Below are 13820 nucleotides of genomic sequence, written 5' to 3' on the forward strand. Positions count from 1 at the left end.
AGCTAGGCTTACAGGTATGCGGATCATGTAGGTTGAGCGACACTTTGCCGGGGCAAATTGGCGTGCTTTTTCTGTTGGCGATACAGGTATAGCTCGGCCAGCAGCCAAATGCCGACCAAGGTATACTCCAGGGCCACAAGCCACAGGTTCTCGGTATAGGCGCTGGTGCGGTAAGCGGAGTAGCTGAAAATAGCCAAGCAACTCCAGACAATGGCATAACGGAAGTGGCTAAGCGTGGTGAGAGCCACCAGCGTGGTGATGTACCAGGGATGCACGGTAGTGGCCAGCAGCAAGTATACAGTCAGGGCCGCCGCCATGTAGCCGGCCAGTCGGCGTACCGAGCCCAGCTTTTTCACCGCCGCCATCGACAAAATAACGACAAGTGCTGCCACGGAAAGCAAAGGACCGATCACGGCAATCTGGTTGTAGCCTGTTAGGAGGTAACCCAGCCAGCGGAGCAGGTAGTAGACACTGGCATTGAACTCAAACCGCTGGAAGTACAGGTCGATGCTTTGCCAGATGTTGTGCAAAACTTCCAGTGAGATGAGTGGCAGAAAAAGCAGCAACAAAACAACTGCCATTACTACTACAAACCCGGCAAAGCGATTCAAGCCCAGCTTGCGCCACACAACAGGCAGGAACATCAGCGGCAAAAGCTTACTGCCAACAGCCAGGGCAAAAGGCACCGCTGCGATGAAGTGGCGCTGGTAGTGGAGCTGGTACAAAAAGAGCAGCAGGAAGAAGATCAGCAGTGCCTCCATGTGCAGGTTGCCCGTCAGCTCGAGTATCACCAAGGGGTTGAGGGCGTAGACGTGCACGTAGCGGTCAGGCAGGGCCATACGCCGCAGGAGGCGCAGCAAAAGCAAAATAGAGCCTGCCTCGGCGGCCAGAATGACCAACCGCATCACCAGGATGCTTCCGGTCAGGCTTTCAGGCGAAAGTGCCGCCGCCAGCCAGAAGACGCCCTGCAGCACCGGTGGGTATAGCGAGTAATAGTGCGGGGAATTGAGTTGCAAAAACAGTTCGGCCGTGAGGCCAGGTATAGCTTTCGCTTCTTCGCCCATAAACTGAGCCGGCAGGTATAGGTAAGGGTTCTCACCGGCCAGCAGCAACCGTCCATCCCATACAAATCGGAAGTAGTCGTCGGACAGCGCAGGTATGGCAAAAAGGAACAGCAGCCTGAAAATCAGCCCGGCTCCGATGCCGTGCCATACGTTCAGCTTCTGGTTCGTGACATAGGCGTAGATGCCAAACGCTAGCAAAGTGAGCAGAAGCAGCTGCGTGAAGTTCTCGCGGGGCGTCGCGTAGCCCAGCGCCAGGTATACCAGGGCCGATATCCCCAGTAGGGCATAAGTTGCTATATGCTTTCGGGCAAGGGTCATGCGCGACGGCTATGGTTGAGCGAGTATACGAAAACGGAGCCAAAACCGAGTGTCAGCATCACATGGAAAGGCAGCAGTCCGTAATCCTGCAATTGAAATCCCACCAGGATGCCGTATCCGAAATAAACTGTCAGCAGCCCTTCCAGCAAAGTAACCGGATGGAGGCTCGTGATGGTATAGGTGTGCTGGCGCCAGGAATCACGGCGGTGCTGCAGGTTGTACTTGGGTGTTCGAATGAAGGGCGTTTTACGGCCCAGGTAGCCTTCCAGCACCGCCACTGTATTGTGAAGCGACATCCCCATCGAGAGGGATAGAAACAGGAAAAACTCAGGTATAAAGTGCTGAGCAGTCTGTTTGAAAGAGCCTGTTTGCTGATAAATCGAAGTCCAGTAAAAAGCCAGTAAAGCCAGCAGACTGACGATCAGCAATGAGCCCATGGCAAAAAGCAGTTCCAGCCCCGGCACACTGTGTTTCAGGTATAGCATGGGGAGGCTGAGCAGTGCTGTGAGCAACACGCACACAAAAATACCACTGTTGAGCAAGTGGAAAATGGCATGCAGGCGAGTGGTAAAAGGCATAGGTGCTCGCAGTACTTTGCCCAGATGCTTGCGGGCAGTCTCGGCAGCGCCTTTGGTCCAGCGGTACTGCTGCGACTTGAGCGCGCCCATGGCGGCGGGCAGTTCGGCGGGGGCTGTGACATCCTGCAGGTAACGGAAGTGCCAGCCACGCAGCTGCGCGCGGTAACTCAGGTCCAGGTCTTCGGTGAGCGTGTCGGACTGCCAACCGCCGGCGTCCACGATGCAGCTTTTGCGCCATACCCCGGCTGTGCCGTTGAAGTTGATAAAGTGCCCGCCGTTGTTGCGACCCACCTGTTCTATGGTAAAGTGGGCATCGAGTCCGAAGGCCTGGAGACGGGTGAGCAGCGAATAGCCCTGGTTCAGGTGGCCCCAGCGGGTTTGAACCACACCTACCCGGTCATTTGTAAAAGCAGGTATCGTGCGCTTCAGAAAGTCGGTATTTGGAACGAAGTCGGCATCGAATATGGCAATGAACTCCCCTGTAGCCTGCTGCAGGCCATACTGCAGGGCGCCCGCTTTGTAGCCGCTGCGGTCAGGTCGCCGCACGTGCTCCAGGCGCAGGCCGATGCCAGCATAGTGGGCCATCTTTTGCCGGATCAGTTCACTGGTATCGTCTGTCGAGTCATCGAGGAGTTGGATCTGCAGCAGGTGGCGGGGGTAGTCGAGGGCGGCCACGGCGTCGATCAGGCGTTCCACCACATAGCGCTCGTTATAGAGGGGGAGTTGCACCGTTACGGCCGGCCAGGCATAGCTATCGTCAGGTATAACCTCCGGCAAAGTTCTCCGGCGGGTCCAGTAGAGGTAGGTGAGGTGCAGTTGCACCAGGCTGTAGCAGAAAATAAAGGCCAGGCAAAGACCGTACACGGCAACAAGAAGAAGCTGGGGGAATGTCATGCGGCTGCTCTGGTTAAGGCTACAGGAGCTTAAATATAGTCAATATAATCTTATACCCTGCCAACACGGAGCCCTTGACTGTACCAGACACTTTCGACACGCCAATGCGCTTGCGGTAGTTTACGGGCACTTCCGCATACCGGATCTTTTGCCTGGCCGCCCGTGCCTGCATCTCCACCGTCCAGCCATAGTTGCGGTCGCGCATGCCCAGCTGCTGCAGGGTGCTGAACCGAATGGCCCGGAAAGGCCCCAGATCGGTATACCGGACGCCATAGAGCCAACGCAGCAGGGTAGTGGCGAGCCAGTTGCCGAAGATCTGCTGGGACATCAGGGCACCTGCTTCCCGCTGGCCCAATACCCTCGAACCGATCACCAGATCCGCCCTCCCCTCCAGAATGGGCTGCACTACCTGCGGCAACTCACTGGGGTAGTCCGAGTAGTCGCCATCGAGGAAAACAACAATTTCAGGTTGCTCATGCACCGGCTTAGATGCGAGGTAGGCTATACCTTTGAGGCAAGCATTGCCATACCCGGGCCGGGGCTCGTCGAGCACGGTGGCGCCGGCTGCGTGGGCAACTTTTGGGGTGTCGTCCGAGGAATTGTTGTTCACCACGATCACTTCCCGCACTAGTTCGGCAGGTATGTCGTTGATAACGTGTGAAATAGATTTCTCTTCGTTGTAGGCGGGTATGATAACGCTGATTCGGGGCATGCTGCAAATTTGTGCAAAAATATTCTGCTAAGCTATTGAGTCTCAGGTATGGCTTTTGTGGTACTAAGTGTATTACCTTTGCAAATTGAACCTTTCGGCAGACGGAAGGCTTTTAGAGGATAGCACTTTTTTTTATTATGGGTAAAGATGTAGTTAAGATTGGAGATAAGGCCCCTGATTTTGAATTGCAGCGTTTGGATGGCGGCTTTTTCCGACTTTACGAGTTGTTGAAAAAGAAAAATGTGGTGCTGTACTTCTACCCGAAGGACAGTTCGACTGACTGTACCAAACAAGCCTGTGAGTTCAGGGATCACTACGACACGTTTCAGGAACTGGAAACCGAGATCGTGTGCATCAGTTACGACAAGGCAGACGCCCACAAGCGCTTTGAGCGGATGTACCGCCTGCCTTTTACGCTGTTGAGCGATTGCGATGCCCAGATCCGGAATTTGTATGGGGTGCCACGCAAGTTCGGTATCATGCCGGGCCGCTCCCTCTACGTGATCGACAAGAAGGGAGATGTGCAGTACGTGTTCAACTCGCTGTCCAAGCCAGCCGAGCACGTGCAGCAGGTACTGGATGTATTATACGACATCAATCACGATAGCGTAGCCCAGTACGCCTAAGTTTTATAAACCTTTAAATGCAAAGGCCCGGTGTTGTTCGCACCGGGCCTTTGCTATGTTTTAGCCTTTGATTAAGGGAGCAGTTCCAACTTTTTGTCGTTGTAGAACTCCACGCTCAGGAAGCCGCGCTGCTTGTTAAACAGAATGCGCTTCACATTGGTCGCCTTGCTGGCGTCGTTGTTTATCACTTCGTACACATCGGTATAAAGCGCATCGTTCACCTCCACAGAAGGGTAGGTAGGCTGGGCAAGGTTTAGTTTGTACTCTCCGCGTCCATCCACGGCCACCGACACATCCAGGCTGTTTTCACGCTTCAGGAAATAGGTGGCAAGGCCTGGGTTTTTGTTGGTGCTGTTGCTGTTTCTGGCAACATCCTCCATCACGCTGTAGGCCTGTACATCAAAATGGCCGATGCAATTGTCAGAAATGTTGTATCCTTCCCCCGGCACCTGTTCCGCAATTAACGCTGTGTTGGTATACGTCAGGGTATCGCCTGCCTCATTCAGGAATTGGGTGGAGTCGCCCCGGTCGTAAACAAGCCATTCAACATCCTTTTCGTCAAACTGGGTGGTTGTAGTTTCGCAATCTTTGCAAGAGGTAAAAAGCAGGGTTGCCAGCATAAGTGCGCCTGCTAGTTTAATACTGTGTTTCATTGGGGTGAATTTGTTTGTAATGGTAAATTGTTCCTATGTCTTAGGTATGGCTATACCTACTGGTAAGAGTCGTTTTGGTGGCGGAGCGTTGCAAGCCGGTGCAAAAATAACAGTTGATATTTTTCAGGTTACTTAAGGTTGGCGGGTAGTTCGCGTAAGTGTGCGCTTGTTCAGATAGGCAACCTGCAGAAAGCCAAACTCGCGGTTGAACAGAATGCGGCTCACACCAGTTGCGCTACTGTCCGGGTTTACGACATCGTATACATCCCGGTAGGTCTCACTTTCGAGTTGGTAAGTCGCGTGATCCGGGGTGTCGATGTTCGGGATGCGGAGTTCGGTTTTGCCGGCCACCACCAGGCTCACGCGGATGGAGTCGGGCATGCGCACGGCTACAACCGTTAAGGCCGGATAGCGTCGGGCGCTATGCTGCATCACGCTGGTGCGGCGGGTGTAGTACTGCTCAATGCACACATCGGCCGGACCGAAGCCATCACCAGGTATAGGATCGGCGTTAATGCGGGTGTTCAGAAACACGCGAACAGTATCCGGTGTGTTACTGTCTACCATCAGGAGAGAATCGTCTCTGTTGTACACGGTCCAGTTGCTGTCGCCGTTCTCAAACTGGGCCACTGTTGTTTCGCAGTCGTTGCAGGAACTGAGCCACAAAGAAGCCCCGAGCAGCGACAGGTATAGGAGTAAGCGAATTGCCTTCATACGTTCATTAGACTATACTGCAAATTAACGAACTTAATCCGGTTGATAGTCTAAAAAACGCAGATTAGTGCCCTGAGGTACGGATAAAATGAAAACAGCCAGGTACAATACCCGGCTGCTGTTTAACTTAACATCATCCCATCACTTACTCCTGCACCCTCACCCATACAGGTTCTGGTTTCGGTGCCGGTCTGAATATCAGCCAAAGAATAACTCCCAACAGGGTTCCGGTCATGAAAGTCGGAATGACTATAACCCAACCCATCACACCACGGCTTTCTGCGTCGTGGTACGTCCACACCAGCATAAAAACGACCAATAAGGAGTAGATGGCAAAGGTTGCAAAAAAGAGTAGACTAGCCATATCTGGCAAATACGTTTCCATTATCAAAGATTTAAGTAACACAATTAAGGTATGAAGGCCTTGTACTATGTTAAACCAGCATACCATGCCTTTTGTTTATAACTATTTAAATACAATGATATGAATATAGGTTATATGGAAACGGTATATTGTATTTATTTGGCTGGACAGGTATATAAATAAAAAACTAACCAGTACAGCATACACGATGGAGTGTATAATCAATGGCAGGCTACTTAGGCTGTGACAGCTTGTATTGACGCATAATCCGGCTTAAAATCTCCGTCAGATAGCTTCCGGACTGCGGACCGTAAAAGTTCATGGCCCGGGTTTCGTACTTCCTCAGATAATAGTGCTGGTCGGGTGTTATGTAGCCGATGTACCCACCGTTGAACCCCGTCACGATGACAGGCTGGCCTTGTCGCTCGAGAGCGGGTAGGAGCTCGCCCGAGTAATCGGCCGGGACGCCCAGCAGGATTGCCTCGCCCAACTGCATACTACTCATATAAGTAGGGTACTTGCCGAATAGCCAGTGAAACAGGAAGGGAGCAAAACGATAGTTGGTATTCAGGCGCCACTGCGGCTTGGGCAGCAGCAAGGGGTGCCTGGCAAAGCCGAGTCGGGCGGTGGACTTCATTTCAACGGCCGGCGCCTGCTCCAGTATGGCTGCTGCCAGCGCCTCCCCCACAGCAGCCGTGCTCTCATAGCTTTCGCCATGCGGTGCCACCACAGCCTGGCTACCCACCGCACCGGCCGCAAAAGCACCAAAGTCCACGCTTTTTTCCAGCTGGTCCACGAGTTCTCCCGGGTAGTCACGGGAAAGCACCGGGTCCATGGACGGCAGGATGGTGGGATGGGCGGCAAAGGTGACAAGTAGGGCCGTTTTGCCGGAAGATTGTTCGATCTTGAAGAAGCGGATGGTTGTATCTCTGCCTACCAAAGAACCTGTCAGTCGGTTGCGAACCAGCTGAGGCGCGTAGGCTATACCATAGCCAAGTCGGGAGGGCTGCTTGTTTTGCCTGGCCAGTTGTATACTCTGCACAATCTGGGCGGTGGTCTGCTGTACCAGTTGCTTGCTATACCTGCCTGCCATGAGTCGGCCTACCAGCCTCTGTCCCCAGCCTCCGAAACTACTGTGTGTATGCGTGGCGCTCAGGTATACATGCCCGGGGCTCAAACCAAGTGCTGCGTATTCTTTCTCGAGCGCAGCAGCTACCTTCATAGGGGTGATGAGCATGTCCAGCGCCACAAAAATGACTTCTGCCTGCCCGTTGTCAAATGCGAACGTGCGCACCCATACCGAGTCGTGCACGGTGCTATACCTGAGTCCTTTGCGTTTGCCGTAACCAGCCAGAGGTGTACCTATAGGCGGGGTGATGTTTACTTTGGCCCAGCCAACCTGCAGCGAATCTTCTTTACTGGTAACAGCAGGCTGCTCTTCGAGCGCCTGTAAGGTGTGGCGGTAATAGTCCGTTTGCGCATAGGGTGTATGGTCGATGCGCTGCACCACGCAGCTCTGCATCGCGCAGAGCAACAGGCTCAGCAGCGCCCACAGGCTGATTTTATCGTGTTTCCGGAATCTCAAGCCTACGAAGTTATAAAAATATTTAGCAAACAGTCTGACAGCCTCTTAGGAGCATTGGTCAATTTACAGGCCTCAGATGTTTCGCTTTCAGGCAATATCGTTTAAATTTGACGTTCCTTAGGCTGGGAGGTATACCTCAAGACTGAGAAAATGTGCGGTTGAATCAGGCAGGGCTGCGTTTATACCTTCCCTGCGCGCTTTCCCGCCATATAGTCAGATTACTCTTTACCCAAATACATGGAATTAAATGTTGACCACCTAATCAAGATCGCCACCGAGCTTTCCATCACCATCAAGCAGGTGGAGGCCACGGCAACCTTGTTGGACGAAGGCGCCACCGTGCCTTTCATCTCCCGTTACCGAAAAGAGGCCACCGGCTCGCTCGACGAAGTGCAGGTTGCTGCCGTGCGCGACCGCCTGGAGCAGCTGCGCGAGCTCGACAAACGCCGCGAAAGCATCCTGAAATCCATCCGCGACCAGGAAAAGCTGACGCCGGAACTGGAGGCGCGCATCATGGCCGCCGAAACCATGGCCGTACTCGAAGACATTTACCTGCCTTACAAGCCGAAGCGCCGCACCCGCGCCACCATTGCCCGCGAAAAAGGACTGGAGCCTTTGGCCCAGCGCCTGTTTGAGCAGGAGAATTTTGATGTAGCTGCCGAGGCCGCCAATTTTATCTCGGAAGAAAAAGAGGTAAAAGACGCGGAAGAGGCCCTGGCCGGTGCCCGCGACATTATGGCCGAGTGGATGAACGAGAATGCCGAGGCGCGTGCCACCATGCGTCAGCTTTTCGAGAAGAAGGGCACCTTCAAAAGCCGTGTGATGATGGGCAAGGAGGAAGAAGGCCAGAAGTTCAAAGACTATTTTGAGTGGGAAGAACCGATCGAGAAAGCGCCTTCGCACCGCATTCTGGCCATGCGCCGTGGCGAAACCGAAATGGTACTGCTGCTCAGTGCCCAGCCGGACGAGGAAGAGGCGCTTGAAAGACTGGAACGCATGTTTGTGAAGGGCAACAACGCCGCTGCGCAACAGGTGAAGCTAGCCGCCAGGGACTGCTACAAGCGCATGCTCAAGTTGAGCATGGAAACCGAAGTGCGTCTTACCTCTAAGAAGCGTGCTGATGAAGAAGCGATCCGCGTATTCGCCGATAACCTGCGCCAGTTGCTTCTTTCTTCGCCGCTTGGTCAGAAAACCGTGCTGGCGCTTGACCCGGGCTTCAGAACCGGTGTGAAGTCGGTGGTGCTCGATAAGCAAGGCAAACTGCTGCACAACGAAACGATTTACCCGCACACGGGTCAGCACAAGGAAAGTGAAGCTGCCCAAGCGGTCAGGTATATGGTAACCCGTTTTGAGGTGGAGGCCATTGCTATCGGCAACGGTACCGCCAGTCGCGAAACGGAAGCCTTCGTGAAGAGCCTGAAACTGCCAGCTTCAGTGCAGGTAGTGATGGTGAACGAAAGCGGTGCCTCTATTTATTCTGCTTCAGACGTAGCCCGGGAGGAATTCCCGGATCAGGATGTGACGGTGCGTGGCGCTGTTTCCATCGGTCGCCGCTTAATGGACCCGCTGGCCGAACTGGTGAAGATCGACCCGAAATCCATCGGCGTAGGCCAGTACCAGCACGATGTGGACCAGTCCGCCCTGAAACATTCGCTCGACGATGTGGTGATGAGCTGCGTGAACGCCGTGGGTGTGGAAGTGAACACCGCTAGCAAGCAATTGTTGACCTACGTTTCTGGCTTGGGCCCATCGCTCGCCCAGAACATCGTGGAGTATAGAAATCAGAACGGACCGTTCCGTACGCGTACTGAGCTGAAGAAAGTACCGCGTCTGGGTGATAAGGCTTTTGAGCAGGCGGCAGGTTTCCTTCGCATCCGCGATGCTAAAAACCCACTCGACGCCTCGGCTGTGCACCCGGAAAGCTACCCGATCGTGGAGCAGATGGCCAAAGACCTGGGCGTAACCGTGCAGGACCTGATGCAGAAAGACGAACTGCGCAAGCAGATCAACCTCAAAAATTACGTGACCGATACTGTTGGTTTGCCAACCCTTCAGGATATCATCAGCGAACTTGCCAAGCCGGGTCGTGACCCACGGCAGACGTTTGAGGCCTTTAGCTTTACGGAAGGTATCAACGAAATGAAAGACCTGCGCGAGGGCATGAAACTACCTGGCCTTGTGACAAACATCACCGCCTTCGGTGCATTTGTGGACATTGGGGTGCACCAGGACGGTCTGGTACACGTGAGCCACTTGTCTGACCGCTTCGTAACGAACCCGCACGATGTGGTGAAGGTAGGGCAGAAGGTTGACGTGACGGTGCTGGAAGTGGACGTGCCGCGAAAGCGCATCTCCCTGAGCATGAAAGGCGATCCTGCCGCAGCCCGACCAGCAGGCGGTGGTGGCAAGAAAGCCGGTGCCAAGCGCGAAGAGGAGCCAGCCAATGATTTTGCGGCAAAACTGGCCATGCTGAAAGGAAAGTTTAAATAAGATATACCTGGTACAGGTATAGATAAGCCCCGGCGGAAAGCCGGGGCTTTTTTGTGCAAGCTACTTTCTTACAAACTGAAGCTGAGGAATAATGAATATGAGCTCAATAGATTACGGTCAATGGATAAACATTAGTTTTGGGTTATATTTTGTATTTTGAATATTTATGGTGTGTTTTGCGCACATTTTAACCAAACCACTTTTATGAAAATCAAATTTTTGTTTACGATGCTGTTTGCTATAGGCATGGCATTTACTTCAATGGCACAATCTGTTTCTTTTGGCCCCCGTATAGGAGCTACCTTCTCAAAAATTAGCTTATCGGATGGAGACGGAGACGAACTGGAAGATGAACTGAAGTATACACCAGGTTTGCAGGTTGGTGCAGTGGCCAATTTTGCTGTAGGTGAGCTGCTCTCCATTCAGCCAGAATTACTTTTTATACAAAAAGGCTTCAAAATCGGTGACAATGATGCCTACATCAAAGGAACTAGCAACTACATTGAGGTGCCTGTTTTAGCAAAAATCACCTTCGGCTCTGAACAGTTGCAAGGTTTTGTAACCGGTGGTCCAACTGCAGGTTATTTGATGAGTGGCAAAAGCTCTATGAAGTACGGAGGTACTGAAGCCAGTGATAGCTATGAGTTTGAGGACGAAGACAACAGAGTGGAACTAGGCGCAAGCTTTGGCGTGGGCTTAGGATACAACCTGGGCGCAGGCGCTCTTAACCTGGACATTCGTTACGGATTAGGTCTGACCAGCCTTTATGAGGTGGAATCTGGCGAAAGCAAATCCAGAAACCGTGTGCTCGGTGTTTCTGTCGCTTATTTGTTCGGAAAATAATCAGCCTAGTTATCTAACCTGCTGAAGGTATAGGGAAGGGGCAGCCTCTAAAGGCTGCCCCTTTTGCTTTTACGGCGAATGGCAAGTCCTGGACCTACTAAAAACCGGGCTTAGCAACTATAATAGCCCTAACCAACGTATCCATTAAAACGAAATAGAACAAAACCAATAAGCTATGGATACATACAACACCAATTACTCTAAAATGCTGCACACGGAGCATATATTCCCGCCGGCTTCCGGGTCGAGCCACATAAATGTAAGCCGGCCGGAGCGGGTGCTTTCCGCTGTGGGAGGTGCTGCGCTGGCACTCGTCGGATTGCGGCAATCCGGCACTTCCGGCATACTCACAGCCTTAGCAGGCGGTGCATTACTCTTTAGAGGCTTTACCGGCTTTTGCCCAATCAACCAGATGATCGGGCGCGATACGGCAGAGAACGAAGACATTTCGGTGGACATCATCAAGACCATCACCGTTGAGCGGCCCCGCACGGAGGTATACCAGTTCTGGCGCATGCTCGAGAACCTGCCTAAGTTTATGGAACACCTCGAAAGCGTGCAGTCCAATGGTCCGCAGCGCTCCCACTGGGTGGCCAAAATTCCAGGGGGCATCGGCACTATTTCCTGGGATGCGGATATCATCCATGAAAAAGAAAACGAGCTGATTGCCTGGCGCTCCCTGCCAAACTCCGACATCGACAATGCCGGTGAGGTGCGCTTCTCAGATTCGCCTGACGGCCATGGCACCATTGTGCAGGCGATTATTTCATACAGTCCGCCAGCCGGATCTGTTGGAGGCCTAGCGGCCAAAATGATCAACCCAATGCTCAAAAACATGGTGGAGAAGGACCTGCGCTACTTCAAACGCTACATGGAAACCGGCGAGGAAAAACATAAGCACCACCAGCCGCTCGGAGCAACCTGATCAGGTACTCAGCAATGACACACACACCAAGAGCAGGTATAGCGGTTAGCTATACCTGTTTTTTTTAAGACTATACCTGAAACAGTTAGTGCCGGATGGTGCGTTATTTGCATAGTGGTATAGATAACAAATGGTTAGAAATGAATATATTATGGAACGTGGCTTTACTGTTGACCCTGTTGCTGGCGGGTGTATCCTGCAGGCAGGCACAGGATATCAAAGCATTTACGGAAGCAAAATATAGCCTGCATAGTGTGAGGGGCATAAAGCTCAACGGCATCGATGTAGAGCAGCGCATACAGGAGCGGAGCGGCTTTTCGAATGAAGAGCGCGACAGTCTATTGACAGCCGTAACCAGTAACTCGCTGGAGGTGAGTGCTGTCCTGGCACTACATGTAGATATGCTGGAACCAGGTGAAAACGAGCGAAGCCTGACCATCACGCGCCTGAGGTGGCTGCTGGAAGTAGACGGCGAGGAAGCGCTGACCGGTACCATTGATGAAACCATGGTGCTGCACGAAGGACTGAATCAACTGCCGATCGCCACACCTGTCGGGTTGGCCGCTGATGGGAACATGCCAAACTATACTGGTTTATCGAGACTGATCACGCTTCTGGGGCAGCAGGCGGACATAAGGGAGCGGGTTAAGCTTAAGATCAAGCCTACGCTCAAAACACCGGTAGGGAACATCGAATCTCCAGCCTTTATCACGGTTAGCAAACCGGCAGGTGTGATGGCGTTCTTCAGATAAGGTAGAAGTGCGTGCGCTGAAAGACCGGAAAGCTTAATTCTGGCAAAGTACTTGCATTGAAGGCTATACCAGCTTTCTTCCATTTTTCGTTCTGGATATGCTGCGTTCATCCATCTACAGAAAGGGAAACAACATGAATCGATTGAAAAAGAATTGCCTGGCCCTGTTGCTGGCCCTGACACCGCTTTTTGTGGCTGTGGCAGAAGCAGTACCTGGTCCGGAAATGTATACGGCTGCCAAAGCCGCCCCACGTGACGTGATCGGTGAGATCATCGATGTGATTGGACTGAAACCGCGTTTTGAGGTACGCTCCGCCAACATTGAAAATGCCGCTGCTGTGATCCACAATGGCAAGCGTTATATCCTGTACGACGAACATTTTCTGGATGCTATTAACAACGCCGTGCATACCGACTGGGCGGGCGTGAGCATTTTGGCGCACGAGATCGGGCATCACCTGAACGGCCATACCTTATCCCGGCAGGGCAGCAACCACGCCGATGAACTGGAGGCCGATGAGTTTTCAGGCTTTGTGCTCCGCAAGATGGGCGCTAGTCTGCAGGAAGCACAGGCTGCCATACAGGTGCTGTCTGAAGAAAGAAGCTCTGCCACACATCCGGGACGCAGCTATCGGCTGGCGGCCATCAGCAGGGGCTGGAGCAATGCCGACGCCCAACTACTGGCCAGCGCGAACGGACAACAGCGCGAGCGACAGCCTATGGCAAGCAACAGTCAGCCACCGCAACAGGCAAGGGAGCAGGTGAGGCAGCAGCCGACCAGAACCAGTGCGGCCTCGCAGCGGCTGGACAGCCAGTTGGTGCTGCGCAAAGTAGTGTTCAACAATGCCCCTGATGAGCAGTTCTTCCTGACTACACGTCTGCAACTGGTGCACATGACTGAACGCGGTGCCCGCATCATCGGCAAGCTGGCCCGCACCAATAACCGCGATTATCCTTTTTACTTTGAGAGTGAGTACCTGCAGGGCCTGTTTGTAACAGACGATGGGGTGCTCGTTAACCAGCGTGGGCAGCGGGTAGGGCATTTCAGCTAAAAAGCAGTAATATGCACAAAGCATGGAGTAGTGAAAGCAGGCAGTTTTAATGCGGTTGTAGCAGGATTAGTTAACTTGCAGCTCCTGGGAGGCTGAATGCGAATTTGAAAACCACTGATTTTGGTAATGGAATGCTTCCACGAATTTACAATTAACGACTGATACGATCTCTGGAAACGGAGATGCGTACTACCCGGAGAATCATACTTTTAACTCAACCATTTCAGGCCTAGGCAAATTACGAAAGCGCT

Annotated in this window: 13 protein-coding genes; 6 read left to right on the forward strand and 7 right to left on the reverse strand. The window is 52.9% G+C overall.

Annotated features, from left to right (window positions below):
• Positions 1–23: 23 nt before the first annotated feature.
• The 3 genes from C8E01_RS09925 to C8E01_RS09935 are packed head-to-tail and all read right to left on the reverse strand — an operon-like array spanning position 24 to position 3566.
• Positions 24–1382, reverse strand: coding sequence for a hypothetical protein (locus tag C8E01_RS09925; RefSeq protein WP_207774886.1), 1359 nt, complete (start codon positions 1380–1382; stop codon positions 24–26).
• Complete coding sequence (locus C8E01_RS09930) at positions 1379–2854, reverse strand: cellulose synthase family protein (protein ID WP_116543207.1); 1476 nt, start codon at positions 2852–2854, stop codon at positions 1379–1381. The genes C8E01_RS09925 and C8E01_RS09930 overlap by 4 nt, the downstream gene beginning before the upstream one ends.
• Positions 2855–2873: 19 nt before the next feature.
• Positions 2874–3566 (reverse strand): glycosyltransferase family 2 protein, encoded by a 693-nt coding sequence (locus C8E01_RS09935; protein WP_116543208.1) that lies wholly within the window; start codon positions 3564–3566, stop codon positions 2874–2876.
• Between the two features lie 137 nt (positions 3567–3703).
• Here C8E01_RS09935 and C8E01_RS09940 point away from each other — a divergent pair, with 137 nt between their 5' ends.
• Complete coding sequence (locus C8E01_RS09940) at positions 3704–4192, forward strand: peroxiredoxin (protein ID WP_116543209.1); 489 nt, start codon at positions 3704–3706, stop codon at positions 4190–4192.
• 71 nt (positions 4193–4263) lie between these two features.
• Here C8E01_RS09940 and C8E01_RS09945 read toward each other — a convergent pair whose 3' ends face one another.
• The 4 genes from C8E01_RS09945 to C8E01_RS09960 all read right to left on the reverse strand — a co-directional run bounded on the left by C8E01_RS09945 (position 4264) and on the right by C8E01_RS09960 (position 7508).
• The gene (locus C8E01_RS09945) at positions 4264–4845 is read right to left on the reverse strand and encodes a hypothetical protein (RefSeq protein ID WP_243409512.1); all 582 of its coding nucleotides are present in this window, start codon (positions 4843–4845) and stop codon (positions 4264–4266) included.
• A 132-nt stretch (positions 4846–4977) separates the two neighbouring features.
• Positions 4978–5559: a hypothetical protein gene (locus C8E01_RS09950; RefSeq protein WP_243409513.1), complete on the reverse strand. Its 582-nt coding sequence runs from the start codon at positions 5557–5559 to the stop codon at positions 4978–4980.
• Positions 5560–5704: 145 nt separating this feature from the next.
• Positions 5705–5923, reverse strand: coding sequence for a hypothetical protein (locus tag C8E01_RS09955; protein WP_243409514.1), 219 nt, complete (start codon positions 5921–5923; stop codon positions 5705–5707).
• Positions 5924–6155: 232 nt separating this feature from the next.
• Positions 6156–7508 (reverse strand): neutral/alkaline non-lysosomal ceramidase N-terminal domain-containing protein, encoded by a 1353-nt coding sequence (locus tag C8E01_RS09960; protein ID WP_116543210.1) that lies wholly within the window; start codon positions 7506–7508, stop codon positions 6156–6158.
• Positions 7509–7745: 237 nt separating this feature from the next.
• On the opposite strand from C8E01_RS09960, the gene C8E01_RS09965 reads away from it, so the two are divergent.
• The 5 genes from C8E01_RS09965 to C8E01_RS09985 all read left to right on the forward strand — a co-directional run bounded on the left by C8E01_RS09965 (position 7746) and on the right by C8E01_RS09985 (position 13569).
• Positions 7746–9998, forward strand: coding sequence for a Tex family protein (locus tag C8E01_RS09965; RefSeq protein ID WP_116543211.1), 2253 nt, complete (start codon positions 7746–7748; stop codon positions 9996–9998).
• Positions 9999–10202: 204 nt separating this feature from the next.
• Positions 10203–10841: a porin family protein gene (locus C8E01_RS09970; RefSeq protein ID WP_116543212.1), complete on the forward strand. Its 639-nt coding sequence runs from the start codon at positions 10203–10205 to the stop codon at positions 10839–10841.
• 175 nt (positions 10842–11016) lie between these two features.
• On the forward strand, positions 11017–11766 hold the full coding sequence (locus tag C8E01_RS09975; RefSeq protein WP_116543213.1) for a YgaP-like transmembrane domain: 750 nt from the start codon (positions 11017–11019) through the stop codon (positions 11764–11766).
• 140 nt (positions 11767–11906) lie between these two features.
• The gene (locus C8E01_RS09980) at positions 11907–12518 is read left to right on the forward strand and encodes a hypothetical protein (RefSeq protein WP_243409515.1); all 612 of its coding nucleotides are present in this window, start codon (positions 11907–11909) and stop codon (positions 12516–12518) included.
• Between the two features lie 133 nt (positions 12519–12651).
• Positions 12652–13569 (forward strand): membrane-binding protein, encoded by a 918-nt coding sequence (locus tag C8E01_RS09985; RefSeq protein ID WP_116543331.1) that lies wholly within the window; start codon positions 12652–12654, stop codon positions 13567–13569.
• The last annotated feature ends 251 nt before the right edge of the window (positions 13570–13820 follow it).

Origin of the sequence: Pontibacter virosus, assembly GCF_003096355.1 — a bacterium.
Classification (GTDB): Bacteria; Bacteroidota; Bacteroidia; order Cytophagales; family Hymenobacteraceae; genus Pontibacter; species Pontibacter virosus.

Bases quoted from the DNA above. Each gene is read 5' to 3' on its own strand.
- C8E01_RS09925 (WP_207774886.1), bottom strand. From the start codon at position 1,382: ATGACCCTTGCCCGAAAGCATATAGCAACTTATGCCCTACTGGGGATA.
- C8E01_RS09930 (WP_116543207.1), bottom strand. From the start codon at position 2,854: ATGACATTCCCCCAGCTTCTTCTTGTTGCCGTGTACGGTCTTTGCCTG.
- C8E01_RS09935 (WP_116543208.1), bottom strand. From the start codon at position 3,566: ATGCCCCGAATCAGCGTTATCATACCCGCCTACAACGAAGAGAAATCT.
- C8E01_RS09940 (WP_116543209.1), top strand. From the start codon at position 3,704: ATGGGTAAAGATGTAGTTAAGATTGGAGATAAGGCCCCTGATTTTGAA.
- C8E01_RS09945 (WP_243409512.1), bottom strand. From the start codon at position 4,845: ATGAAACACAGTATTAAACTAGCAGGCGCACTTATGCTGGCAACCCTG.
- C8E01_RS09950 (WP_243409513.1), bottom strand. From the start codon at position 5,559: ATGAAGGCAATTCGCTTACTCCTATACCTGTCGCTGCTCGGGGCTTCT.
- C8E01_RS09955 (WP_243409514.1), bottom strand. From the start codon at position 5,923: ATGGCTAGTCTACTCTTTTTTGCAACCTTTGCCATCTACTCCTTATTG.
- C8E01_RS09965 (WP_116543211.1), top strand. From the start codon at position 7,746: ATGGAATTAAATGTTGACCACCTAATCAAGATCGCCACCGAGCTTTCC.
- C8E01_RS09970 (WP_116543212.1), top strand. From the start codon at position 10,203: ATGAAAATCAAATTTTTGTTTACGATGCTGTTTGCTATAGGCATGGCA.
- C8E01_RS09975 (WP_116543213.1), top strand. From the start codon at position 11,017: ATGGATACATACAACACCAATTACTCTAAAATGCTGCACACGGAGCAT.
- C8E01_RS09980 (WP_243409515.1), top strand. From the start codon at position 11,907: ATGAATATATTATGGAACGTGGCTTTACTGTTGACCCTGTTGCTGGCG.
- C8E01_RS09985 (WP_116543331.1), top strand. From the start codon at position 12,652: ATGAATCGATTGAAAAAGAATTGCCTGGCCCTGTTGCTGGCCCTGACA.